Below are 24,815 nucleotides of genomic sequence, written 5' to 3' on the forward strand. Positions count from 1 at the left end.
ATCATGAAGAGTTCTGACAGCGATCGCAATGGCCACAGCGGAAGTCTTTGGCCTGGTCATGGAAACCAAAACTGTCGATTAAAAATTGCCAGCGGCAGGTTTTTTGTCGCCAAAAGGTTTGTAGCTGGCGAACAGCGTGGATTTGTTGCTGTTTCAGAAGTGTGAAGGCTTTCGGGTCTAAGGTTGGCTGACGTTCGTAGGTAAACGGATCCCGCCAGCGGAGTTGTCCGGTGCTGTGTAAAATCCCTAGGCTTAATTCTGCCTGGTGATCGAGTTCTAAAATGCTGCCCTGGAGAGGAAGGGTCTGGGCCAATTTTGCGGCGTGGCGGATCTGCTTTTGGAGATTTTGTTGGAAAAAGCGCGTGCGATTTTTATCCTCCGGGTTTAAAAGGCCTGTGGGTTCACTGACCAAACTTAGGGCTGTGCTTTTTTTTCCATCGCGGCCGGCGCGACCAATTTCCTGGAGATACTCCGCCAGCAGACTAGGGGGATGGTAGTGAAGAATCCAGCGCACATCAGCTTTATCAATGCCCATCCCAAAGGCATTAGTACAAACGACAAATTGTAAGCGCCCCGTTTGCCAATCTTTTTCCTGTTGGCGGCGATCGCCTGGACTAAGACCCGCATGGTAGGCCGCTGTCTGATAATTTTGTTGCCCCAGGGTCATGGCTAGGGCTTCCGCCTCCCGCCGCGACCGGACATAAATCAACCCCGACGCCTTGGCATTGGTTTGTAGCAATCGGTGCAACTGGTCTCGTTTGCCCTTGGGACTCCAAACGGTGCGGCTCGCTAACTGTAAATTGGGGCGATAGGGACTCTCGACAAATTTTTTTGGACTCTTGAGCTGGAGGGTTTGGCTGATACTCTTTCGAGCTTGGGGATCAGCGGTGGCCGTAAAAGCGGCGATCGCCATTTTTGTGCCCTTGGGTTTGTGGCGTAGTAAGGCGGGACGCACAGCCCCTAAGCGTCGGTAGGCCGGACGAAAGGTATCCCCCCACTGCACCAAACAATGGGCTTCATCGAGGATTAAACCATTCACCTTGAGCTGGGGTTGAATCAGTATTTCCCAAACCGGGGGACTTAAAAGGGTTTCTGGCGATAGATACAGCAAGCGCAACTGGTTTTTGGCTACTGCCTGCAGGGTTTGCCACCGCTCTAATTTTGACAACTGACTGTGGAGGAGTCGGGCCGGGAGGCGTTTTGCCTGGAGAGTTTGCACTTGATTTTCCATGAGAGCGACCAAGGGAGAAACCACCAGGGTCAGACCCGTTTGTAAAATAGCTGGCAGTTGAAAACAAATGGATTTGCCGCCACCGGTGGGCATGATAATCAAAGCATCCTGTCCGGCGAGTAAACTGCGGATAATCTGATCCTGGGGTGGCCGAAAGTCATCGTAGCCCCAAATTTGTTGGAAAGTGTGCTGTACCTGCGCCCAAGTCTGTGTCATTTTTTCGTGAGTTTCTCGCTACACCGTTCATTTTCAAGGCGAAACCCGTACAATAATGGAGTTTTGCGAACCTTTAAGAATCTACAAAAGCAATGCCCACTGCTACTCTGCTAGTGTCCTGTCCGGATCAACAAGGTCTGGTTGCGAAAATTGCCAACTTTATCTATGCCAACGGCGGCAATATTATCCACGCCGACCAACATACGGATCTTAGCGTTGGTTTATTTCTGACGCGCATCGAGTGGGAGCTAGACGGATTCAACCTGCCACGGGAGGTCATTGAACCGGCCTTTGGGGCGATCGCCAAACCGTTGGGGGCGACCTACAGCCTACATTTTTCTGATCAGGTTCCCCGGTTGGCCATTTGGGTCACAAAACAGGATCACTGTTTGCTGGATCTTCTCTGGCGACAACAGGCCAAAGAACTCAAAGCAGAGATTCCCCTGATTATTAGCAATCACCAGGAACTAGAGGCGATCGCCCAACAATTTAAGATTGATTTTCACCATATCCCGATCACCAAAGCTACCAAGGCGGAGCAAGAAGCGAAACAATTGGCCCTGTTGCAGGAATACAACATCGATCTGGTGATCCTCGCCAAATATATGCAGGTGCTTAGTCCTGATTTTCTCGGCCAGTTTAACCAGGTGATCAATATCCACCATTCTTTTTTACCGGCCTTTGCGGGGGCGAAACCCTACCACCGCGCCTACGACCGAGGCGTAAAAATCATTGGTGCCACGGCCCACTACGTCACCCAGGATCTCGACGAAGGGCCGATTATCGAGCAGGATGTGGTGCGGGTCAGTCACCGGGATGACGTGAAAGATCTAATTCGCAAAGGCAAAGATTTAGAACGTATTGTTTTATCCCGCGCCGTCCGCCTCCATCTGCAAAATCGCGTTTTAGTTTACGGCAACCGCACCGCCGTCTTCGCCTAAAAATCCTCCCTTGAGGGAGGTGGCCGATAGGCCAGAGGGGGTGTGTCCCTGGAGGGAGGTGGCGCAGCTTAAGATTTCCCCTTGAGGGGAACTAGAGGGGCGTATAGAGTTTGCACCTGGGTAATCGGCAACCGGGAGGCCACAGGCAAATCTAGCCGGGAGCGATCGCCTTTCTGGAAATGTTCCGCCGCCGCACAGGCAATCATCGCCGCATTATCCGTACAGAACTTGAGGGGCGGGAAATAAACCTGAATTCCTGCTTCCGCCGCCGCCGCCGTCAAAATTTCTCGTAAACCACTGTTTGCTGCCACACCACCACCGACCACAATGGTTTGCAGTTGGCGATCGCCTGTACACCGCACAGCTCGTTTCGTCAAAGCCTGGGCAACAGTGTATTGAAAACTGGCCGCAATATCTGTTACAGGCACGGCTTTCCCTTCGGTTTCAAATTGCTGCACCAAACGCAGCACCGCCGTTTTTAGACCACTAAAACTGCAATCGTAGGGATGGTAACCCCCGCCCGGTAAGGAAATTCTCCCCTCTGGCAACTTAAAGGCTTGGGGATCTCCTGCTTTAGCCAGACGATCAATCACTGGCCCCCCCGGATAACCCACCTTCAGCAACCGTGCCACCTTATCAAAGGCTTCTCCAGCCGCATCATCACGGGTTTCTCCCAACAGTTCATATTCCCCACAACCGCGCACCTCAATGAAGCTCGTGTGCCCCCCAGAAACCAAGAGACAGAGAAAAGGCGGTTCTAACTCCGGTTGACTGAGGTAGCTGGCATAAATGTGTCCCTCTAGGTGATGAACGCCAATAAAAGGCTTGTTATGCACCATCGCTAACGTTTTTCCGGCGGCCGCTCCCACCAACAAAGCCCCCACTAAGCCCGGCGCACAGGTAGTGGCGATCGCCTCAATTTCAGACCAGCTCAGCCCCGACTGCTCAAAGGCCGTGTCAATACAAGCATTGATACTTTCTAAATGGTGCCGCGATGCTACTTCTGGCACAACGCCGCCAAATTCCCGATGAATGTCGATTTGTGAAGCAACCACATTGCCAAGAACTTTACGATTATTAACAATTGCAACGGCAGTTTCATCACAACTTGTTTCGATTGCTAAAACAATGCTCATATATCGGTATAACTTAGATTTAAGTTAACAACTTTAACCTTTTTTGCCTTTACTCGATACGCTGGTCACAGTAATATTGCTTCCAAAGTACAAATGGATTGGCGTATCTTTTGTACAAAAAACTTAATTATTTTGTAACAAAAGGAAACAAACTTATGCAACGTTTCGTAGCTGTTGTTTGCGCCTTTGCTCTCTCTTTAACTTTGTGGCTGGGTTTTGCTTCCCCCGTGAAAGCAGATTCTTTGTCTCACTTAACCCCCTGTAGTGAGTCCGCCGCTTATAAACAAAGAGCAAAGAACTTCCGCAACACCACCGCAGACCCGAACTCCGGTCAAAACCGTGCCGCTGCTTACTCTGAAGCCCTCTGTGGCCCCGAAGGTTTGCCCCACCTCATCGTGGACGGCCGTCTTGATCATGCCGGTGAATTTTTAATTCCAAGTATTCTCTTTCTCTACATTGCTGGTTGGATCGGCTGGGCTGGTCGCGCTTATCTGATCGCAGTCCGTGATGAAAAAGATGCGGCAATGCAAGAAGTCATCATCAATGTCCCCCGGGCATTTAGTTTGATGTTGGCTGGTTTTGCTTGGCCTTTGGCTGCTCTGAAAGAATTTACTTCCGGTGAGCTAGTCGTGAAGGATGCGGATGTCCCCATCTCTCCTCGCTAGGTTTTCATTTTTAAGTATTTATCATTCTTTTTGGAGTAAATAAATGGATAAGTTCTTATCTTCTGCGCCGGTGTTGTTGACCGCAATGATGGTTTTTACGGCCGGACTATTAATTGAGTTCAACCGTTTCTTCCCTGATCTTTTATTCCACCCGTAGGTTTAAATAAAACATCACTGGGATTTTGGTTTTAATAATCTAATAAAACAACAGCACTGGGAATAGTCTCAGTGCTTTTTTAATTGGTTCGACTTGATTTTTTACTTTGTGGCGGCAGAAAAGTAATCAAGGAAATTGACCCGAATCGAATTAGGAAAAAGCCGTCATTTCAGCTCTTTATTTGAAAAGATTATGCCCATAAACAAAGACTACACAACCTTAAAATCATCAAATATTCTGGCTCTTCAATAAAGCGACACCTTCACAAATTAGACCGGAAAAGTCAATCAAAAACGCAGACAACCCTTTCCCGATCTCCGCAAACAGAGTTTGATTTTTTGGGCATTAATTTCAAAATTTAGTTTGTCGCTTTAGCCCCGATTTTAGGTTCGGTACCAGCGATGATTCTTTGGATATTACTGCGATGGCGCACAATGACATAAATACCAGCGATCGCCCCAAAGAGAATGTAGGGGAGGGGCTGCTGTAAAACAATCATCAAAAGCATCACGGCGATCGCCCCACTGATCGAACTCAGGGAAACGATTTGGGTTAAAGTGATTGCCGCCGCAAAGGTGACGATGGTGCCCAGGGCAACCCAAGGAGCCATAATCAAAAGGACGCCGATGCTGGTGGCAACGGATTTGCCGCCGTTAAAGCCAATGAAAATAGATTTGCTGTGGCCTAAGACAGCGGCGATCGCCACGGCCATGGTGAGCCAATATTGGTCATAGTTGGCAGGAAAGGCAATCCATTCGGGGTGGGTATAAAGCAGCTTAAAAAATAAAATCGCCGCAACTCCCTTGAGCGCATCGAAAAGCAACACCGTGATCCCCGCTTTTTTACCGAGGGTTCTGAGGACGTTGGTCGCCCCTGTGGAACGGGAACCATAATCGCGGATATCAATTCCCTTGAGCCACTTGCCAGCTAGGTAGCCCGTGGGAATAGCGCCCAATAAATAGGCCACTCCGATGCAGAAGGGGGCGATCGCCAACGAAAGATTCATAACCCATTACTCCGATGCAGAAAACACGTGCAAAAACTTAGAAAAAGTAAGAAGAATCGGACTGGGGTTCCGGCGCAAATGCAAGCCACAACGGGTATTGCAGCAACGACAGATTAATATTGTCCTCAGCCTCATCAATAATGATTAGCGGTAGTCTATCATCTTCTACGAGTCGATCCGCCTTTTGGACGAGGGCATCAGGACTTTCAAATAAAATGACCCCAGAGTTTGGCCCGAAGTCACTGCGGGAGATGCCGAGACAGTCCTGTAAGCCCCGCCGCCATTCGCCGAGGCGTTCTGGGGTATTAGCCAAAATCAAGGCCCGGAGGCGATCGCCATAGAGACTGTAGAGCACCGATAAACTGGCCGAAGCCACAAGAATATTTTGCAGACGGCTACCCATGCTTCGGATCGCGCCCCGTCCGCCTTGGTCAAAGAACCATTTCTTCACCCGTTCGCTATGGATCGGCTCAAAGGTGCGACGCAGTTGCCAAGGGGGGCCATAGTAGTCCGGCGACATCCGGTATTGATCCAGCATTTCCTGGATTCGACGCGCCTTAGCTGCAAAACTTTGCTCCGAAAACTGGGGTGGAGTTAATTTTTGAGGAGGAGGCTCCGGGGTTGGTACTGGTGACGGTGCCGCAGACCAATCTTGATCAAAGCTGGGTAAGTCTAACTGCTCGGCGGCGATCGCCAAATCCTGCAAGCTCCCAATGAGATAATCCTTAAACCCTTGTACCCGCACCGCAATTTCTTGGGACGTGCCCGCAAAAGTGGTGCGCATTTCCTCACGAATTTTGTCCCGGCGTCGCTCCAACTGGGCAACAGATTTTTGCAAGCTTGCCTGTCTGTCTTCGAGGGTTTGGAGTCCTGTGGCCATCAACCGTTCTAGTTGAGCTTGCAGATCCCCTGTTTCCGCCTGTAAGAGGGCCTCTTTTTCTGCCTTAAGCGCGGCAATCTCTGCCAAGAGAGCTTCTTTCTCTGCCCGTAATTGTTCTAATTCAGTGTTGTCTGTCGTGGTCTCTGGGGCCTGGTCTGGCGCAGGAGTTGAAGCACTGGCATCAGTCTCGGTACCACTCGCTTCAGAGGGCAAATTTAAGGGTTCTTTGGGAGTGGGTTGCAGATCTAATTTGGGTCGGTCTTGTTGGGGGTCTGAACTCATAAAAGTTTGTCCTTAGGGGCAACGGGTGACAACGCAGGGGAAAGCGTCATTAATGAAGGGTTTTAGTCTTGGCGGGGGCAGCGCGCTTCGAGAACCTGCTGGAGGGTGCGGGGGTCAAAAATAATCGGTAAAAAATGAATGCTATTGATTTCTTTAAAGTAAAACAGGATGGGAACCCTTGTCCAAAAGATGCGCCAATTTTGCCATTCGCGATAGGGGAAACGCCGAATGCGATCGCCGCTGCGATAAACATCTAAATCCGTGGCGGTGAATTCTAGTCGCAGGGTTACTGCTTGAAAAAGTAAAAATAGACCAAATAAAGAGGCGATCGCCCCCACCCAAATTTGCCAGAGGGCCAGGGGAATCCCGCTAATAATCAGCACCAGGGGAATGTTATAGCTAGGCCGTAATTCCACCGTTGGCGGCAGTTGATCGCTGAGCTGAGGGGACGGAGAAGCAGAAGTCATTGCTGTGGAGGGTTTAGGGTGAGCAGGGGTGAATTCCAATTTTAACGCCAAGCCTTTCCCCATTAAAGATTTTCTGATTTGAAACACAAAAACAAAGAATTTGACGCGAAACCCAGAAAATTACCGGCCTTTCTGGAAAAAAACTCTTACGATAGGGAGATGCTTTTCTCAGATTCTCCCAATGTTTTCTAAGCTCTTCATCAAGAAGCCTATTTTTGCCCTGGTTTGTGGTGTGATTATTTTACTGGTCGGTCTCATTACGATTCCCAGCCTCCCAGTTGCCCAGTTTCCCCAAATTAGTCCCACCCAAATCAGCATCACCGCCAGCTACACCGGGGCCAGTGCTGAAGTGGTAGAGCAAACCGTTACTAATATCCTTGAAGCAGAACTCAACGGGATCGAAGGTCTCAGATATCTTTCCTCCACCAGTAGTAACGACGGTCTGAGCACGATTGTGGCCACCTTTGATGCGAGTCGTAATGAAGACCTGGCCGCCGTCGATATCCAAAACCGACTTGCCGCCGTCACCTCACAACTGCCCGCAGAAGTTCAGCGAAACGGAGTCAGGGTGGCGAAAAGCAGCAATAACATTGTCCTTGGGGTCGGTTTGTACTCTGAGGCGGGCGAATATGACGATGTCTTTCTCAGTAACTATGCCGATAATTATTTGCTCGATGCCCTCCGCAAACTAGAAGGGGTCGGTAATGTCCAAATTTTTGGGGAACGTCGCTATGCGATGCGGGTCTGGCTTGATCCCAATCGTCTGGCGGCCCGTCGCCTCATCCCCCAGGACGTAGTCGCCGCAATTCAAGAACAAAATCGCCTGGTGGGGGCTGGACAGTTGGGCCAATCCCCCGCTCCCGCCGGACAACAGTATCAGTTTGACTTAGAAATTCAAGGGGGACGCCTGGGAACAGTGCCAGAGTTTGAAGAACTGGTTCTCAAGGTTGATGAGCAGGGTCAGATTATCAAACTGCGGGATGTGGGCCGCGTTGAGCTGGGAGCGGAGAGCTACAACACCACTGTCCGCTACCGGGGCAACCAGGCTGTCGGGATCGGGATCTTCCAGCGGCCGGGGAGTAATGCCCTGGATGTGGCAAATCGCGTCATTGCGGAGATGGAAGTCCTTTCGGAACAGTTTCCGCCTGGGTTGGATTATCGGATTGCTTTTAATACGACCGACTATGTGGCGGCATCGATGCGGGAAGTGGTGATCACCCTCATCACGGCGATCGCCTTAGTGATTTTTGTGATTTTCCTTTTTCTCCAAGATTGGCGCACAACCCTCGTGCCGACCTTGACGATTCCCATTGCCTTGATTGGGACGTTTATTTTCATTAAACTCTTCAATTTTTCGATTAACAGTCTGACCCTCTTTGGTTTGACCCTCGCGACGGGTCTAGTGGTCGATGATGCGATTGTGGTCGTCGAAGACATTGCCCGGCTCATCCACGAGAAAGGCATGGCCCCAAAACAGGCGGCGATCGCCGCGATGCAAGAGTTGACCGGGGCCGTTATTGCCACCTCCTTAGTGCTGATGGCTGTATTTATTCCGGTGGCTTTTTTCCCAGGGACAACAGGAGCTTTGTATCAGCAGTTTGCCCTCACCATTGCCTTCTCTATCGCGATTTCAACCTTTATTGCCCTGAGCCTAACGCCTTCCCTCGCTGGGGTTTTGTTGCGCGATCGCCCCGAACCCACCAGTGCTTTGGGAAAAGTCTTTAACCAATTCAATCGCTTTCAAAATTGGCTCCGTCGCCGCTACCAAAAAATTCTTTTCCAACTGACCCGCATGAAATATGTCGTGGTGAGTCTTTTTACTGTCCTGCTGGTGATAACCGCCTGGCTTTACCAAATTGTCCCCGGCGCCTTTGTGCCCGAAGAAGACCAGGGCTACATCATCACCCTTGTCCAGGCCCCCCAGGGGGTTTCAATGCAGTTCACCGATGCTGTGATGGCGCAGGTCGAAGCCGAACTCCTCAAAATCCCCGAAATTGACGGCACCTTTGCCATTAGTGGCTTTAGTTTTGGGGGCGGTAGTCAAGCCAATTCTGGCGTTATTTTTTGTCCCCTGAAACCTTGGTCAGAGCGGACTCGACCCGAACAAACAGCCCAAGGGATCATCGGTCGCCTATTTCCGACCTTTGCGCAAATTACTGAAGCCCGCGTCTTTCCTGTGAATCCACCGCCGATTCAGGGCCTCAGTAACTTTGGTGGTTTCCAGTTCCAACTCCAAGACCGCAGTGGACGCGCTGCCATCCAGGATTTGGTGGGAGCCATGGGACAACTGCTAGGTGCTGCGAACCAAGATCCTGCCCTCCAAGGGGTGTTTAGTACCTATGCCGCCAATAATCCCAAGTATGACCTTGAGATTAAACGGGATTTTGCAAAGGCGAAAAATATCAATATTGCCCAGGTCTATGGCACATTACAAACGGCCTTTGGGTCTACCTATGTCAATGACTTTGATTTGGGTCAGGATAATTATCGGGTCTATGTTCAGATGGATGGCCTATTTCGGGATAATCCAGCGGATATTGGTCAGGTTTATACCCGCTCCGACACGGGCGAAATGGTTTCCCTGGGGCAGTTATTCACCGTCACACCCGGCTCTGGGGCGCAAACCATTAACCACTACAATCTGTTGCGTTCCATTGAAATTAATGGTTCTGCGGCTCCGGGGGTCAGTTCTGGTGAAGCTTTACAAACGATGGAACGCATCGCCCAGCAAACGTTACCCCGCAGTTTTGGTTATGAGTGGGCGGGTACAGCCTTAGAGGAAATTGAGTCTGGCGGCCAAGCGCCGATTATCTTTGGTTTGGGGTTAGTCTTTGTCTTTTTGGTTCTAGCTGCGCAATACGAAAATTTCTTGGATCCGGCGATTATTTTACTTTCGGTACCGTTAGCGATCTGTGGTGCTTTGACGGCATTGGTGCTTAGGGGCTTCCCTAACGATGTGTATTGCCAGGTGGGGCTGGTGATGTTGATTGGTTTGGCGAGTAAAAATGCGATCTTGATTGTGGAATTTGCAAACCATTTGCGTGGCGAAGGGCTATCGATTACCAAAGCCGCCATTGAGGCCGCCCGGGAACGACTCCGACCAATTTTGATGACAGCAATTTCGACCTTATCGGGGATCTTTCCCTTAACATTGGCAACGGGGGCTGGGGCCGCCAGTCGTCAGTCTTTGGGGACGACGGTCTTTGGGGGAATGCTAGTGGCGACTTTGTTGAGTTTGTTTGTGGTGCCGATTTTGTATATTTTGGTGACTTACCTGAGTGAATCTTTATTGGGTCACCGACTGTCAAAGGATGAGGTATAGGATTTTGCTCTGTAAGTTTGCAATGGTAAAACAAATGATCTGGACACGACGCGTTTGGCAAGGGTTGGGTACAGTGGCCTTGGCGATCGCCTTCACGACCGCTTGCACCGAGGTTCCCAATGGAGATAATCAGCCCCCGGTGGTGAATGAACAGCCTCCCGCTGAGAATAATCAGCCCCCAGAAGGCGAAGATCCCACCGACAATAATCCAGATTCAAATCCTGGGGAAACGACGCCCCAGCCGACGGTGTACTGGCTTAAAGATGAAGGCGATCGCCTGGCTTTGGCTCCCGTCGAAGTGACCCCCACCGCAGAAACCCCCACAGGCCAACTCGAAAGCCTGTTTACCCAATTACTCACAGAAACCCCAGGGGATGGCCTTAGCAGCACGATTCCCCCCGGTACCAAACTATTAAGCCTGATTATCCAAGGGGATGGCATCGTCGTGAATTTGTCCGAAGAGTTCCAGTTTGGCGGCGGCAGTGCCTCGATGATTGGTCGCGTTGCCCAGGTGCTCTATACGGCCACTAGCCTTGATCCCACCGCCGGAGTGTGGTTCCAAATCGAAGGGGAACCTTTGGAAGTGTTGGGGGGCGAGGGGCTAGAAATTGCTCAACCCATGACCCGTGACAGTTTCACAACAGACTTTGATCTTTAATTAGCCTCTCAATTAGCCCATTTCAAAGATGAGGCTGACCTTTTCGCCCCGGCCAAAATCGAGGCGATCGCCATTTTGTAGCAGATGTTTTTCCTTAGGTTCCAACAAAACGCCATTGAGGTAAGTGCCGTTGGAACTCCCCACATCCAGGATGTAATACTCAAAACCATTATCACTCCACAAATTTGCGTGGAGCCGGGAGACAACATCGCTATTGGGCAACGGCGATAAATCGACTTCCGGGGGATATTGGGGATTCGGCTTTCCGATGTGAACAATGGAAACTTTTGGGATCGCCAGCACCGTATCCGTTTGCACATGGCGAAATTGGGGTTGGGGTAGCTGTAGGGTCGTCGCCCCGGCGTCGGTGGGTACTGGCTCTGGTGGTGCGACCGTCTCAGGGAGTAAACCCATTTCTGTTTGTACGTCCTGGTAAGCCCGTTTAATGAGGTGGGTCGCCACCGTTTGAATGCCGGTATGGGTAAAGTAATTGGTGGTTTGATCCAAAAAAGCAGCCACTAAATCGAGATTGTCGTCGGCAAATTCAATAAATCGCCCCAACTGACTAAATACAGAGCTACGGGACACACCGGTTTTCGCGATCCAGTTTTGCATCCAGCCCCGCACAGCCTCGAAATTTTCGCTTAAAAAGCCCAGCTTGGAAGCAGTATCTTCCCCTGGCAGAGCCGAACCAAGTACCGTATAACCGCTATTATTTTGGACTTCGGTTTGATCGACCTGGCCAATGATGCTGTGGACTTTTTCGAGGAAATCCGGCCCCAGGGGTAAAAGGCCATCAACACAAACGAGGGTTCCCATGCGCACCAGGGCGGCACCCCGATAGTTTTCTTGGAGGGCCTGGGCGAGAACCTGGGGGTTTGCCTGGGGGAGACCGTTTAGTTTGCAGTAGGCGATCGCCTCAACGGAAATTTTCAGCACGAGATCGATGGTTTGGCTCGTGTCGGCCTTGGGGGTCAATTTACTGAGAAAGCCCAAAAGACCGATTTTTTCACCAATTTTGTCGGCGAGGGCGGCAGTCCCCAGGGCAGCGTCAGCCCGATCAACGGTTTGGTACAGAAAAATCGCACTCTGGTAACCGTTTTTGGGGTCATCATAGAGGGCGATCGCCTTGTCTCGAATTCGTTGCAACACCTCTGGATTGGTCTCTTGGGTAATTTGGCGGATTGCATCGTCAAATCCCCGAAAATTTATCCATTCCCCTGGAAATAGGGTATCGAGAGCCGTCAAAACTTTTGTGGTGATGTTGTTTTCCGGCAGATTATCAACAAGGGTGACAATGGATTTGGCCATGACGCTCAGCTTCTCCAGGATGGCAGAGGGTTTTGTTGCCCATCGTAGCACCCTATTTGGCGACGGTTTACAGTCGTGGCTAAAAGATTATTAAGGCGATCCTCCGTCCCTCATTCCAGTAATAATTTTTCGGCGATTATAATTAAAAATTCTTTTGCTTAAGTTGATTGACTATCTTGGTCATCTTTTGCTTGAGTAACATCTCTAGAGTAAAGTTCACTATATTTATCCAAAAACTTTTGAGTTATCGGATCACTTTTTCCGCGAACATTCTTCAAAAATTCTATTTTTCCTCGTATTGCTTCAACAAAAGGTGATTTTTTCTTTTGTTTTAGTGTAGGAGTTTTTGCATATTTTTCCAGGTAAACTTGACTTGTTTTCTCTAATCCGAACTCTTCCCAAGCATATAGTGCTGCACGAAGATTACGAATATATTTTCGATTAACATTTAACTTCTTGTTGACAACCAAACCTGTAACTTGTTGTTTTTGATGAGGGTATAGAATCCGAATTTTATTTTGATTTAATGTGAAACCATTGCTTGTGAAAATATATTCTAATTCGTCACTTAAGAGTATCGGATATTTTTCTTTGACTAAATCTAAATTTTTTATGAGAAACGGTAAGGCATCTAAAGATTTTGAAGAAAAAGTAATATCATCTGCATATCTTGTATAGTAAAAACGATGCTTCTTTGCAAAATGTGAAAGTTCTCGATCTAATTTCTGACAAATGAGATTAGATAAAATGGGAGATGATGGTGATCCTTGAGGCAACTTATTTTGATAGCAGCATAAATTCGAGATTGTCGTAGCTACTGTGTTGGATAAAGAAAAAGGTTCTGCCATTAACAGACCTCGTACTCTGCCTAAATTGATTGATCCAAAGAAATCTTGGATATCTAAATTCAGAACAAAAGCTTTACGACGATGAGCCGCTGCATTAGTAATCATATTTTTGCCAAAAACATATCCATGAACACAAGATTTGGGTGTATATATTGAATATAGAATTTGACTAATTTTAGTTTGAAGAATTTTTAACGATTTATTTGGAACACAAATTGTTCGAGTTCCTTTTGTTTTCTTCTGAATCTGAAAGGTACGATATCGAGTATCAGAGTTGATTGTCTTGAGAGAATAATAAATAAGTTGAGGATAAGAAATTTCCAGAAGCTTAGCTAAGTCTCTATTATTGAGGACTTTGAGAAAATCTTGTTGAAGATCATCAGTTTTTCCCTCTAGAAATATAGTCTTCTGATTCCTCATGACAACATATATAATTTTGATTATTTGAGAATAAAAAGCACTTAATTAGGATATTCTACTTTTCGGCAGATCACAGTGTACCTGATAGTACAAGACCATTGCGCCATATATGGTGCTTTATGTCTAGCCGTCGCTGTATCAACGACAGGAATCAATATTTACTAATTAAGTGCTTCCAGTTAGTCTAGCTAGAATATTTTTGGTTGTAAAGTACTTTATAAGTAATATTTTTCTCGTAACTAGCTTTTCTATATTTAGGATCATTTTTAAGAGCTAGCTTGAAAAAGTTAATCGCTTCCCTGTAACGCTTTTCTTTTCTTAATAAAATACCTACTAAAGTACACCATTGAGGATCTTTTAAATCATCTGGGTTGGGCTTTTCAAACCCTAAAATGACAAGCGCTTGTTCCAGTTTTTCATTCTCTTCAAGAGATGCCGCATATTCTTTTCTAACTTTGTTGTTGTTGGGTTGATCCTTGTATAACTCTTCTTGAATCTGAAGACATTCATCAGTGCGACCCAAATGTTTAAGTATATTTATTTTCCATTCCCTGAGTTTTATACTTTTGGGCTTATTTTGTAACTCTACATCAATCTTATTTAAATCTTGCAGGAGGGATTGATTGTTTCTGTAATCTATCTCATCCGTTAATCTCGTTCCTTTCAGTTCTTCAGTAGAAGCTCCATTTCTAAAATAAAATTTACCTGAATTAGAAGTGCGGTATAAAAATTTCTGTCTTAATATTTGTGAAGTTTGTATTTCTAAAATATAAAAATCAGCAATTTCATTGAGAGATTCATCAAAGAGGGGATGCGAAATGATTTTGCAGCAGCTTTCCGGAACGTTAGGAGGATCTATTTCTCGAATTTTTTGGCTAAATCGTGCAAAAATATGATCATATGTTTTCGCTGTCAAATAAATTCCTTCTACTTTTCTTGCATCACTAATTCCGAGAAATAGTTTTCCTTCGATTGCTGCATTTAAAAAACCCACAACATATTTTTTTAAATAGTCATCTAAAATAGTTGATTTAATTGATTCTTGACCTTTGTTACTGTAGGGATCTTTTGAATAAATACCTTTATATTCAATATTATTTTCTTTCTCTTTTACTGTACTTCCTTTGATGAATTTTATCTCTGACATACTTTCTACCATGAAAATATACTAAATTTTAATCAAAAAAAGGTGGGACGAACCCACCCAATCTTGAAGAATTTTAAGAGTCTTACTTAGCCGTCAATTCCTTCAATACGATCTTCAACTTCTTGATACAACTGTTGTAAACGCTCAAGGTTTTCATCGCTGGTTTCCCAGTAGCCCCGACCATTTACTTCGAGTAAGGTGCTGACCATCCGACGGAAGGAGTTGGGGTTCAAATCCATCAGACGCTTACACATTTCCTCGTCTTTGATGAAGGTTTCATTGGTATCTTCATAGACCCAGTTGTCTACTGCATCAGCGGTTGCCGACCAACCCATCGTATTCACCAGGCGCTTAGACAGTTCTCGCACCCCTTCATAACCGTGGGAGAGCATGCCCTCGTACCACTTGGGATTAAGGAGTTTTGTCCGCGCATCGAGACGCACGGTTTCAGACAATGTCCGTACCTGAGCGTTGGCAGTGGTGGTATCGGCAATGTAAGCAGAGGGTTTCTTGCCATCATCCCGCAGAGAAGCAACAACCTTGGTCGGATCAGAGTCGAAGTAGTGGGATACGTCCGTCAAACTGATTTCCGAAGAATCCAGGTTTTGGAAAGTAACATCGGCTTTCTTCAGGGAAGATTCAAACACCTTACGGTTTTCGTCCATCACACCGGGATTATCGGAGTTGAAGGCGAAGGATTTCCGGTTCAGGTACATATCCTGGAGTTCTTTTTCCTCTTCCCAAGAGCTATTTTCAACGGCGAGGTTCACGTTGGAGGAGTAGGAACCGGACGCATTGGAGAAAATACGGGTCGCGGCTTGGCGAATGTTAATGCCCATTTCCTCGGCTTGTTCGAGGGCATGTTTGCGCACGTAGTTCATTTCGAGGGGTTCATTGGCTTCGGCGGCCATTTTGACGGCTTGATCCAAGAGGTTCATTTGGTTGATGAACAGGTCACGGAAGACGCCGGAACAGTTGACTACTACGTCAATGCGGGGACGACCGAGTTCTTCTAGGGGAATTAATTCCAACTTGTTAACGCGACCGAGGGCATCGGGGACGGGTCTTGCACCGACCATCCACATGATTTGCGCTAAGGATTCACCGTAGGTTTTGATGTTGTCGGTTCCCCAAAGAACACAGGCGATCGTTTCGGGATATTCGCCGCCATTATCGAGCTTTTGTCGTTCAATCAGGCGATCCACCACAACTTTTGCGGATTGAACTGCCGCAAGGGTCGGGATTGATTGGGGATCGAGGGCGTGAATATTTTTGCCCGTGGGGAGGACATTGGGGTTGCGGATCGGGTCGCCACCGGGGCCGGGAAGGACATACTCACCTTCGAGGGCTTTGAGTAAACCGCCAAGTTCTTTGTCGGCACAAACCTGTTCGAGACAGAATTCAAGGTAATCGAAGAGGGGTTTAAGGAGTTCCTGATCGACGTTTTTGTAACCTGCTTCGTGGAGAGCTTCGACCCAAGGGGCTTTTTTACCCATGTTGAAGAAGTTGAGCTTAGAAACCAGAGACACACGACCTTCGGCATTGACTTGCTCCATCACCAGCGCACGAACGGCAGCACGGGTCGCTTCGGTGATGTCTTGAAGCAGGTTCACATCTTCAAGGATGCCCTGATCACTGTTGCGGTAGATTTCCTCCATATTGCGCCCGATGCTCTTGGCGATGATCGTGGGGAGACTCCAAATACCTTCTTCTTCGCGGTCTAGGCTGGCAATGTTCACCAGGGTGGCGATCGCCTCTTCGGCGGTGGGAGGCTTACCGATGACATGAAGGCCACAGGGTAACAGGCGGGATTCAATCTCCATCAGCTTCCGGTAGACAATGCCCACCATGTTGTCCCGTTCATCCTGAGACATTTGGGCGGCATCTGTTTCAGGGATCTCGATATCCTTATCAAGGTTGCAGATCCGCGCTTGATCCATGATCGTATTCACAATCTGCACGCCCCGCGCCCCATCCTTGAGGGTTTGGTAGGAGCCGATCAATTCGCTGAGTTCTTTCAAGCCCTTGTACAGACCCGCATTTTCCGCCGGCGGAGTCAGGTAGGAAATGGTATTCGCATAACTCCGCCGTTTGGCGATCGTCGCCTCGGAGGGGTTATTGGCGGCGTAGTAGTAGATGTTGGGAATATTACCGATCAAATTATCGGGGTAACAGTCACCAGACATCCCCATTTGCTTACCAGGCATAAATTCGAGGGAGCCATGAGTACCGAAGTGCAGCACCGCATCTGCGCCCCAAACTCGCTCAAGGTAAGTGTAGTAGGCAGCAAAGCCATGGTGAGGCGAGGCAGAACGGGAGAACAACAGGCGCATCGGGTCGCCTTCGTAGCCAAAGGTGGGCTGGACACCAATAAACAGATTGCCGAAATGCTTCCCATAGATCAGCAGGTTTTGACCGTCGCTGTTGAGTTCACCGGGAGGGGTGCCCCAATTTTCTTCCAGGCGTTTGGAATAGGGGGTCAGTTCTTCATATTCCGGCACACCCATGCGATAGGCGATGTTTAACTCAGGGGAAGCGTATTGCGCCTGGGCATCATGGATGATCAGCTCTAACAGCTCTTTGGGAGTTTCAGGAATATCTTGAATGTCGTAGCCGTTGTCCCGGAGACCCTTCATTACTTCATGGATCGAGCCAAAGACATCGAGGTAAGCGGCGGTACCGATGTTGCCTTTGTCGGGGGGGAAGCTAAAAATTGTGATTGCGAGTTTTTTCTCTAGCTTGGGCTTCTTCCGGAGGTTTGTCCATTTCAAAGCACGGGTGGCGATCGCCTCGACGCGATCTTGTAGCGTAATCGCCCGACCTGTGGCTCCGTCACGACCAGAGAGAATAATTGGTTCAATCGCCCCATCCAGTTCAGGGATCGCAATTTGGAGCGCCACTTGGATCGGGTGCAGACCGAGATCACTTTCTTCCCACTCCTCTGTGGTTTGGAAGACCAACGGCAGCGCCACCATATAGGGACGGTTCAACCGCTTGAGAGAATCAATGGCTTTGGGATGATCCTGACGTGCCGGGCCACCGACGAGGGCAAAACCAGTTAGGGAAACCACCGTATCCACCAGAGGTAATTTTTCGACCCCGGCGACCGTGTTATCCCAGAAAAATTCATCGACTGGCTTCGAGAAATCAAGGCCCCCCGCAAAAATGGGAATTACCTTTGCGCCGCGATATTCCAACTCCTGGAGCATGGCGACATAGTGGGCATCATCCCCGGTGACAAGGTGTGTCCGTTGCAGCACGAGGCCAATACAAGGGGCGAGGGGATCTTTCAGTTCGTCACTAATATCATCGCGGCTGTTGTACCACTGGAGATATTCTTTTGTGTCTTCAAACATTTTCGGGGCGAGGGGATGCCAAATGCCCATGTCGGGATAGACTACCGGCTCGGCATAATCGGCTTTATCGAGCTTCTCAGCCCCCTTGAGGATGTACTTGTCGGTCATCATCAACAGGAAGTTTTCCAAGTTATCGGGGGAACCACCCAACCAATATTGGAAAGACAGCATGAAGTTGCGGGCATCCTGGGCTTTTTCAACGGGCAAATATTTTAAAACCTTCGGCAATGTCCGGAGCAGCTTGAGCATGGCATCTTGGAAGGAAGCACCGGATTTTTCCTTCCGCTTTTTCATAAACTCGCCAATAGCACTCTTGGATTGTCCCAACTGTGCCATGGAAAAAGTGCCCATTTTGTTGAGGCGCATCACTTCTGGCATGGAAGGGAAAACAATCGCCGCATCAAGGTTATCCCGGTGGGGCGTCACAGCTTCAACCACCTTTTGGGCGAGGTCTTCAATGAAGATCAAGGAGGCAATAAATAAGTTGGCTTGGGCGACTTCCCGTTTGAACTCTTCGTAGTTATCGGGGTCACGCAGTTCTTCAATCAGATAACCACTAATTTCAACCGCAATCTTTGGGTGGTTCGCGTTAATCGCTTTTACCGCAGCAGAGAGGGCACTCTGGTACTGGGACTCCAACACGACATAGACCACCTTCACTAACGTGCGATTATTGATGTCATCTGGTTTGATGTGGCGAATGGCGGACTTGACGTTAGTGAACATAAATGGTGAGTCTCCTTTACTTGGACAAGTAGATGGATATTAAAAATTTATAACTATTCTCCTGCTCATCATCACATTATATGGAGCAGAAGCTGCTGTTCTGAGAGTGAGCAAGCTGAAGGCACTTAAAGAGTTTTAGCAAAAAATGCTGGTTGGCCTAGGAAAGGCTGGCCATTCTGACACAATTTGATAAACCAAACTTAATTTTTTGTCATATTCCTTGACATTTGTAGTGACCATTGGAGAAAAGCTGATTTGTCGTCTACCTGGCGCTTCGGGCCACTTTACTTTCAGGGGGCACCGTGGGATATTCAGGGCATTATGCTGTTGGTCGTTTAAGTCTTGGAGCGACGGAAAAATGTTGTTTGAGCCTTATTTTTGGTTGCATGTTGCGGGCTTGGCTTTGCTGCCTTTGATCTGGTCTTTGTTGGCGATCGCCTTGGCGATTGGCATCCCGTTTCCCGTGGCCAATATTGAATTGGGCTTAATTGTGCTCTTGGGGGGAGTCCCGGTGTGGCTCCTGCAAATCCTCCGGCCTTGGCAGCCCTTCAGTCTCTTTGTGTTTCAAATTCCGCCAGAACGCCTTGATGAACGGCAACGACAAATTTTACGGCTCGTGCAGGGAACTCGGCAGCCGATTTTAAATGTCCTGGGGGCGATCGCCATGGTGATTTTGTTGTGGCAAGTAGCCCACTATGCGCCCCTTGCGGTGGGACTGACAGCGGGTCTCCCCCAATGGCATATTTTGGGCTTATTCGCCGCGATCCTGCTGTTCTTCTTGGGGAATATTCTGTTACAAATTCCCTTGACCCTGTTGCCGACACTCTTTATTTCTGAAACAACGGCCCAGGCCATTGATCCCCATCCCACCGTGAGTATCCGGCGCGATTTTGCCTGTTGGGGCTTACCGTTGGGGCAACTGTTTCCCCCGAAACGCGCCTAGGGCGATCGCTACATTCTTTTGAGAATATTCAACAATATTTAACGCTCCTCTGGATTTAACGCTCCTCTGGGGCGAGGGTCCTCACGGTAATCACCTGGGGAGGCGTTGCGTCGGGGGGATAGAAAAAGTCAATTTCGGCGGTGCGACTTGTGCCAGGGGGAATTTCCAGGGTGGCAAGGGGTTCTGAGCGTTGGCCCCGATGTTGTACTAGGTGGACATAGCGGGTAATCTGGCGTCGATATTCGTTGGGATAGTTGATGCGGACAGTGCCTCGATAGAAAACACGGTTGGGGGGCGATTCAAAAAAGGAAAGGCGATCGCTATGGAGATCATCCTTAATCGGCGTTTGAAACGTTAGCGACGTCCACTGATATTCATCGCTTGTATTTTCAAGGGGGAAAGTCAGTTTGTAATGCACTAAATAGTTACCATGGCCCTGGAGTGCGGTATCAGGGTAACGGGTGAGCATGGGGGCGCTTTGAACTTGGTCGGTGCCAAAGGTGCCGGTGCTGGTGGTGCTAATGGGGAAAGAAATCGCTTCACCGGGGGCGGGGATTGCTAAACTCTCTGCGTCTGGATCGGTGACGGTGGCTTCCCACTGACTACCGACGGAAATACCTGCAACCCGGCCATAAATGATGCGACCGGGATCTTTACTGGGAACTGGGGGCAGATCCCGGGGTTCTACAAGCTGACCTTGGGTGAGGAGCGATCGCCATTCATTGAGGCTGGGGGGACGGGAGCGGACAGCTTTCCCTTCGACAATACTGCCATTATTGCTAATACTGCTGGTGGCAATTTCTTCGCGGACTTCATATTTCGCTAAATTTGCCAAGTAAACGCTACCATCCGTTTCCACTTGTAAGTAGGTAGAGCGAGCACCGCTAACCGGGATCGGGAGGTTCGCCAAAACCACGGTGCTGTAGGGGGGAATGCGTAGAATCTCTGGGAATTGCGTTTGGCTTTTGCCCCGGAGGGTATCGCTCACCAGTCGGGAGCCAGGGCCGGAATAGACATGACCCTGGGGATCCTCAACGAAGGGTAATAGTTCGCGGAAGGGGGCATCTTTACTATTGAGGTAACTAATGCCTTGGAGAATTTTGAGGGTGCGGGGGCTTCCGGTCGGATTGTTGACCAACAAGCCTTGGTACAGGGTGCGCTGCTCCGTGGCGGGACGGGAAATGTGATGGGTAAAAATATCAAAGCGTCCTTCGAGGGGGGTTTCGAGGTGGGCGATCGCCTGGCTTTTTCCAGCCTTCGGGAAGGTCGATAATAAAATGCCTTCCTGGGCAATGACTTCAGGGCTGTTGCTGTTAAAGACCGGAATTTCATTGAGACTCCCCGGCAAAGGGCGCACCTCTTGGGGTTCCGTCACGATGGCCGCCGGCGATCGCCCCACAGAAGACCCCTGATCCTCCCCTGGTTGTGGTACTTGGTGGGGGAGTAACTCTTCCTTCGACCTGTTCTCTTGGGCCACCAATAAAGGGGCAGATTCCTGGGCAATGAGCAAAGAAGCAAACAGGTCAAACATGGACTCTATCAAAAAAAGTAAATTTAGAATAAACCGAAGTGCAGTGGCACTGAATCATTATCGCGGCTCTAAGTTCCCGACGCGCGGTGATCAATCAGTGGTCAAGGGGCACAATTTCAGACAAAACCGTAACTTCTTTGGCATGATGGGCTAGGGATTTTAATTGCTAAACAGTTTCTAAAACTCTCCACTCTAATCAGACTAGACCACAATGTTGAGAATTTTAAGGGTATTTTCACTATTAGATCGCTACATTATGGCGCAACTTGTGGGGCCTTTCCTGTTTGGGTTAGGAATTTTCACGAGTTTGGGCCTCACCATCGGCGTTCTCTTTGAGGTAATGCGCAACGTGGTCGCCAATGAAATCACCTGGGCGATCGCCTTCCAAATTCTCGCTCTCCGTCTCCCAGAATTTCTCGTCCTCGGCCTCCCTATGGCAACCCTACTGGGTACCCTCACCGCCTACAGCAGCCTATCTTCCTTTAGTGAAATTATCGCCTTACGGAGCGTTGGTTTGCCCCCCTTGCGGCTGATGTTGCCCGGTCTGCTTTTGGGGTTACTGATCACGGGCATCACCTTTGGCCTCAACGATTGGATTGTCCCCCAGACCACGAAACAAGCCAGCACCATTGCCAACATTGCTCAGGGCGAAGCAACCATTGACTACCAAGAAAAAAATATCATCTACCCCGAATATCAACGGGTAAAAACGGCCACTGGTAACCGCGAAATCCTCAAAACCCTCTTTTATGCCGAGACCTTCGATGGCACCCAAATGAACAATCTCACCATCCTCGATCGAGCCGCCGTCGATACCCAAAGAATTATCACCGCCGCCGCCGCCCAGTGGAATGCCAATGAACAGGGTTGGCTGGTGCAGGATGGCAGTATTTATCAAATTGGGGCCAATGGTTCCTTTAGTGACATCGAGCAGTTTGAAACCAACTTTTTAAATCTGTCTGATGCCCCTTTGATCCTCGCCACCCGCTGTCAACGCCCAAATGAAATGACCCTCCAGGTGATTGATGTTTGTTTAGAGAGCCTCAAGTTAAGTCGTAATGAAAGGCGGATCCGGACGCTCCAGGTGAGAAAACAAGAAAAATTTTCCGTCCCCTTCGTTTGTATTGTCTTTGCGATGGTCGGCTCGGCCATTGGCCTGCGCCCGCAAAACTCAAGCCGAGCGACCAGTGTTGGCCTATCGGTGGCCATCGTTTTTGCCTACTATCTCATTTCTGTGATTTCCAGCTCCATGGGAGTCTGGGGAACGATTACGCCGTTTATGGGGACGTGGTTTCCTAATCTATTGGGGTTAGTGGCCGCAGGGACAATTCTCTGGCGGACAGGCTAGGCAATATTGTCGCAAACAAAAAAGAGGTAGGTTTATCCCCTACCTCCAAAACGTTTTACTGAAAAGAATCAGTCTATGACCAGACCCAGGGTTTTAACCTAGTACTGTTTCAGCGGTTTTAACAACGTTGTCCACGGTAAAACCAAATTTCTCCATGACCACACCACCAGGAGCGGAAGCACCGTAGGTGTCAATCCCGATGACAGCGCCTTCAAAGCCAACGTACTTGTACCAGCTCATGGTGGCACCAGCCTCCACGGCAACCCGTTTGGTTACAGCTTTCGGCAGGACGGACTCTTGGTAAGCGGCATCTTGCTCTTCAAAGCGTTCCACACAGGGCATGGAAACAACACGGACATTTTTGCCGTTTGCCCGGAGTGCTTTTGCTGCTTCGACACAAAGCTGCACTTCACTCCCTGTACCAATCAAAATCAGATCAGGGGTGCCTTCGCTATCGGAAAGGACATAGCCACCTTTTTCAGCATTTTCGATGGAACTGCCTTCGAGGTTGGGGAGACCTTGGCGGGTGAGGGCCAATAGGGTCGGCGTTGTCGCACTTTCCACAGCAACTTTATAGGCACCGGAGGTTTCGTTGGTATCTGCCGGACGGTAAACATAGAGGTTCGGCATCGCCCGCAGCGAAGCAACATGCTCGATCGGTTGGTGGGTAGGGCCGTCTTCTCCAAGGGCAATGGAGTCGTGGGTCATTACCCAAATGACCCGTGCTTCGGACAGGGCCGATAAACGGATGGAATTCCGCATGTAGTCGGAGAACACAAGGAAAGTGGCTCCGTAGGGGATTAAACCTGTACCGTGGAGGGCGATGCCATTACAGATCGCGCCCATGGCGTGTTCCCGGACGCCGAAGTGGACGTTGCGGTTTTCGTAGGCACCTTTTTGGAAATCGCCAGAAACATGGATTTCTGTCAGGTTGGAGTGAGTCAAGTCCGCAGAACCACCGATCAATTCTGGTAATACCGGGGCGATCGCATTCAGGGTTACTTCGGAGTGCTTACGGGTCGCAAGACCTTTATCGGCGGGCGTTGCGGTGGGTAAAGCGTCAGCCCAGTTTGCGGGGGGCTTCCCAGAAAGAATCCGCTCTAATTCTGCAGCCTCCTCGGCATATTTTGTTTTGTAGGTGGCCCATACTTGGTTCCACTCTGCTTCGGCGCTGGCACCCCGTTCAACGGCTTTCCGGAAATGGTTGAGGGCATCTTCAGGCACTTCAAAAGGCCCATAGTTCCATTCGAGGGATTTACGGGTCAGTTCAATTTCGTCGGCACCGAGGGCTGCCCCGTGTACACCAGCGGTATCTGCTTTGTTGGGGGAACCGTAACCAATGGTCGTTGTGATTTTGATCAAAGAGGGCTTGTCAGTCACTGCCTTAGCCGCTTCAATGGCTTTGGCGATCGCCTCAATGTCATTGTTGCCATCTTCGACATGGAGCACGTGCCAACCGTAGGACTCATAGCGCTTACACACATCTTCGGTAAAAGCAATGTCCGTGGAGCCGTCGATGGAAATATGGTTGTCGTCGTAGAGGGCAATTAATTTGCCAAGACCCCAGTGACCCGCAATGGATGCCGCTTCCCCGGAGATTCCTTCCATATTGCAACCATCACCCATAATCACATAGGTGTAATGGTCAAAAATTTTGGCATCGGGCTTGTTGTAGCGGGCTGCGAGGTGCGCTTCAGCGAGGGCAAGGCCGACGGCATTGGCGATCCCTTGGCCGAGGGGGCCAGTCGTAACTTCTACACCAGGGGTCTCGAAGTTCTCAGGGTGACCAGGGGTCTTCGATTTCCATTGACGAAATTGCTTGATGTCTTCGAGGGAAACACTGTCATAGCCAGCCAAGTACATCAAGGCATACTGCAGCATCGAACCGTGACCCGCTGACAAAACAAAGCGATCGCGGTTAACCCATTTCGGATTTTTGGGGTTGAACCGCATAAATTTGTCCCAGAGGGTGTAGGCCATGGGAGCGGCGCCCATCGGTAAACCGGGGTGACCAGATTTTGCCTTCTCGACGCCATCAATTGCTAGAAAGCGAATTGCATTAATACAAAGCTGATCTATAGATTGGGTTGCAACGGTCATAGTGAAAATTTCTGACAGTAAACGACAAATAAAGAAAAACTATAGGGAGTTGTTAGACCATCAAGAAGCGCAAATTGCCCTCCTCAAAATCCCCCCCATCATCCCACTGTTAGGATCACTGGGC

18 protein-coding genes are annotated in these 24,815 nt (G+C 49.1%); 7 read left to right on the top strand and 11 right to left on the bottom strand.

Annotated elements, in window-relative coordinates:
• Position 1 precedes the first annotated feature (1 nt).
• Positions 2 to 1,447, bottom strand: a complete 1,446-nt coding sequence (locus AWQ24_RS05125; RefSeq protein WP_065716181.1) for an ATP-dependent DNA helicase RecQ — start codon at positions 1,445 to 1,447, stop codon at positions 2 to 4.
• Between the two features lie 92 nt (positions 1,448 to 1,539).
• Here AWQ24_RS05125 and purU point away from each other — a divergent pair, with 92 nt between their 5' ends.
• A complete protein-coding gene (gene purU / locus AWQ24_RS05130; RefSeq protein ID WP_065710403.1) occupies positions 1,540 to 2,388 on the top strand; it encodes a formyltetrahydrofolate deformylase in 849 nt (282 codons plus the stop codon).
• A 68-nt stretch (positions 2,389 to 2,456) separates the two neighbouring features.
• Here the strand turns inward: purU and tsaD are convergent, their stop codons facing one another.
• Positions 2,457 to 3,524: a tRNA (adenosine(37)-N6)-threonylcarbamoyltransferase complex transferase subunit TsaD gene (gene tsaD, locus AWQ24_RS05135; protein ID WP_065716182.1), complete on the bottom strand. Its 1,068-nt coding sequence runs from the start codon at positions 3,522 to 3,524 to the stop codon at positions 2,457 to 2,459.
• Between the two features lie 155 nt (positions 3,525 to 3,679).
• Between tsaD and AWQ24_RS05140 the strand changes: the two genes are divergently transcribed.
• Complete coding sequence (locus tag AWQ24_RS05140) at positions 3,680 to 4,189, top strand: photosystem I reaction center subunit III (protein WP_030007236.1); 510 nt, start codon at positions 3,680 to 3,682, stop codon at positions 4,187 to 4,189.
• Between the two features lie 43 nt (positions 4,190 to 4,232).
• A complete protein-coding gene (gene psaJ, locus AWQ24_RS15885; RefSeq protein ID WP_012306636.1) occupies positions 4,233 to 4,346 on the top strand; it encodes a photosystem I reaction center subunit IX in 114 nt (37 codons plus the stop codon).
• 358 nt (positions 4,347 to 4,704) lie between these two features.
• On the opposite strand, the gene plsY is transcribed toward psaJ, so the two are convergent.
• From plsY to AWQ24_RS05155, 3 genes are all read right to left on the bottom strand, one after another.
• Positions 4,705 to 5,352 carry a glycerol-3-phosphate 1-O-acyltransferase PlsY gene (gene plsY / locus AWQ24_RS05145; RefSeq protein WP_012306637.1) on the bottom strand — a complete coding sequence of 216 codons (648 nt, stop codon included), beginning with the start codon at positions 5,350 to 5,352 and terminating at the stop codon, positions 4,705 to 4,707.
• 37 nt (positions 5,353 to 5,389) lie between these two features.
• Positions 5,390 to 6,514: a DUF3086 domain-containing protein gene (locus AWQ24_RS05150; protein ID WP_065716183.1), complete on the bottom strand. Its 1,125-nt coding sequence runs from the start codon at positions 6,512 to 6,514 to the stop codon at positions 5,390 to 5,392.
• 62 nt (positions 6,515 to 6,576) lie between these two features.
• Complete coding sequence (locus AWQ24_RS05155; RefSeq protein WP_030007233.1) at positions 6,577 to 6,981, bottom strand: DUF3119 family protein; 405 nt, start codon at positions 6,979 to 6,981, stop codon at positions 6,577 to 6,579.
• A 181-nt stretch (positions 6,982 to 7,162) separates the two neighbouring features.
• Here AWQ24_RS05155 and AWQ24_RS05160 point away from each other — a divergent pair, with 181 nt between their 5' ends.
• Together AWQ24_RS05160 and AWQ24_RS05165 are read left to right on the top strand one after the other, a co-directional pair.
• A complete protein-coding gene (locus AWQ24_RS05160; RefSeq protein ID WP_065716184.1) occupies positions 7,163 to 10,303 on the top strand; it encodes an efflux RND transporter permease subunit in 3,141 nt (1,046 codons plus the stop codon).
• Positions 10,304 to 10,325: 22 nt separating this feature from the next.
• Positions 10,326 to 10,961 (top strand): GerMN domain-containing protein, encoded by a 636-nt coding sequence (locus AWQ24_RS05165; RefSeq protein ID WP_065716185.1) that lies wholly within the window; start codon positions 10,326 to 10,328, stop codon positions 10,959 to 10,961.
• A gap of 12 nt (positions 10,962 to 10,973) precedes the next feature.
• Here AWQ24_RS05165 and AWQ24_RS05170 read toward each other — a convergent pair whose 3' ends face one another.
• The 4 genes from AWQ24_RS05170 to AWQ24_RS05185 all read right to left on the bottom strand — a co-directional run bounded on the left by AWQ24_RS05170 (position 10,974) and on the right by AWQ24_RS05185 (position 18,769).
• Positions 10,974 to 12,272 (bottom strand): FHA domain-containing protein, encoded by a 1,299-nt coding sequence (locus AWQ24_RS05170; RefSeq protein ID WP_065716186.1) that lies wholly within the window; start codon positions 12,270 to 12,272, stop codon positions 10,974 to 10,976.
• Positions 12,273 to 12,430: 158 nt separating this feature from the next.
• Positions 12,431 to 13,540, bottom strand: coding sequence for a reverse transcriptase domain-containing protein (locus tag AWQ24_RS05175; protein WP_065716187.1), 1,110 nt, complete (start codon positions 13,538 to 13,540; stop codon positions 12,431 to 12,433).
• Between the two features lie 184 nt (positions 13,541 to 13,724).
• Positions 13,725 to 14,699: a helix-turn-helix domain-containing protein gene (locus AWQ24_RS05180; protein ID WP_065716188.1), complete on the bottom strand. Its 975-nt coding sequence runs from the start codon at positions 14,697 to 14,699 to the stop codon at positions 13,725 to 13,727.
• A 74-nt stretch (positions 14,700 to 14,773) separates the two neighbouring features.
• Positions 14,774 to 18,769, bottom strand: coding sequence for a magnesium chelatase subunit H (locus tag AWQ24_RS05185; protein WP_065716189.1), 3,996 nt, complete (start codon positions 18,767 to 18,769; stop codon positions 14,774 to 14,776).
• 358 nt (positions 18,770 to 19,127) lie between these two features.
• Between AWQ24_RS05185 and AWQ24_RS05190 the strand changes: the two genes are divergently transcribed.
• Positions 19,128 to 19,712, top strand: coding sequence for a low-complexity tail membrane protein (locus tag AWQ24_RS05190; RefSeq protein WP_012306646.1), 585 nt, complete (start codon positions 19,128 to 19,130; stop codon positions 19,710 to 19,712).
• A gap of 55 nt (positions 19,713 to 19,767) precedes the next feature.
• Here AWQ24_RS05190 and AWQ24_RS05195 read toward each other — a convergent pair whose 3' ends face one another.
• Entirely contained in the window at positions 19,768 to 21,243 is a 1,476-nt protein-coding gene (locus AWQ24_RS05195; protein ID WP_012306647.1) for a DUF3370 domain-containing protein, read from the bottom strand.
• A 256-nt stretch (positions 21,244 to 21,499) separates the two neighbouring features.
• On the opposite strand from AWQ24_RS05195, the gene AWQ24_RS05200 reads away from it, so the two are divergent.
• The gene (locus AWQ24_RS05200) at positions 21,500 to 22,591 is read left to right on the top strand and encodes an LptF/LptG family permease (protein WP_099241098.1); all 1,092 of its coding nucleotides are present in this window, start codon (positions 21,500 to 21,502) and stop codon (positions 22,589 to 22,591) included.
• Positions 22,592 to 22,684: 93 nt separating this feature from the next.
• Here AWQ24_RS05200 and tkt read toward each other — a convergent pair whose 3' ends face one another.
• Entirely contained in the window at positions 22,685 to 24,691 is a 2,007-nt protein-coding gene (tkt, locus tag AWQ24_RS05205) for a transketolase (protein ID WP_065716190.1), read from the bottom strand.
• Positions 24,692 to 24,815: the final 124 nt, after the last annotated feature.

Origin of the sequence: Picosynechococcus sp. PCC 8807, assembly GCF_001693295.1 — a bacterium.
GTDB lineage: Bacteria > Cyanobacteriota > Cyanobacteriia > Cyanobacteriales > MRBY01 > MRBY01.

Coding starts and splice junctions, on each gene's coding strand:
- AWQ24_RS05125 (WP_065716181.1), bottom strand. CDS start 1,447: ATGACACAGACTTGGGCGCAGGTACAGCACACTTTCCAACAAATTTGG.
- purU (WP_065710403.1), top strand. CDS start 1,540: ATGCCCACTGCTACTCTGCTAGTGTCCTGTCCGGATCAACAAGGTCTG.
- tsaD (WP_065716182.1), bottom strand. CDS start 3,524: ATGAGCATTGTTTTAGCAATCGAAACAAGTTGTGATGAAACTGCCGTT.
- AWQ24_RS05140 (WP_030007236.1), top strand. CDS start 3,680: ATGCAACGTTTCGTAGCTGTTGTTTGCGCCTTTGCTCTCTCTTTAACT.
- psaJ (WP_012306636.1), top strand. CDS start 4,233: ATGGATAAGTTCTTATCTTCTGCGCCGGTGTTGTTGACCGCAATGATG.
- plsY (WP_012306637.1), bottom strand. CDS start 5,352: ATGAATCTTTCGTTGGCGATCGCCCCCTTCTGCATCGGAGTGGCCTAT.
- AWQ24_RS05150 (WP_065716183.1), bottom strand. CDS start 6,514: ATGAGTTCAGACCCCCAACAAGACCGACCCAAATTAGATCTGCAACCC.
- AWQ24_RS05155 (WP_030007233.1), bottom strand. CDS start 6,981: ATGACTTCTGCTTCTCCGTCCCCTCAGCTCAGCGATCAACTGCCGCCA.
- AWQ24_RS05160 (WP_065716184.1), top strand. CDS start 7,163: ATGTTTTCTAAGCTCTTCATCAAGAAGCCTATTTTTGCCCTGGTTTGT.
- AWQ24_RS05165 (WP_065716185.1), top strand. CDS start 10,326: ATGGTAAAACAAATGATCTGGACACGACGCGTTTGGCAAGGGTTGGGT.
- AWQ24_RS05170 (WP_065716186.1), bottom strand. CDS start 12,272: ATGGCCAAATCCATTGTCACCCTTGTTGATAATCTGCCGGAAAACAAC.
- AWQ24_RS05175 (WP_065716187.1), bottom strand. CDS start 13,540: ATGAGGAATCAGAAGACTATATTTCTAGAGGGAAAAACTGATGATCTT.
- AWQ24_RS05180 (WP_065716188.1), bottom strand. CDS start 14,699: ATGGTAGAAAGTATGTCAGAGATAAAATTCATCAAAGGAAGTACAGTA.
- AWQ24_RS05185 (WP_065716189.1), bottom strand. CDS start 18,769: ATGTTCACTAACGTCAAGTCCGCCATTCGCCACATCAAACCAGATGAC.
- AWQ24_RS05190 (WP_012306646.1), top strand. CDS start 19,128: ATGTTGTTTGAGCCTTATTTTTGGTTGCATGTTGCGGGCTTGGCTTTG.
- AWQ24_RS05195 (WP_012306647.1), bottom strand. CDS start 21,243: ATGTTTGACCTGTTTGCTTCTTTGCTCATTGCCCAGGAATCTGCCCCT.
- AWQ24_RS05200 (WP_099241098.1), top strand. CDS start 21,500: ATGGCGCAACTTGTGGGGCCTTTCCTGTTTGGGTTAGGAATTTTCACG.
- tkt (WP_065716190.1), bottom strand. CDS start 24,691: ATGACCGTTGCAACCCAATCTATAGATCAGCTTTGTATTAATGCAATT.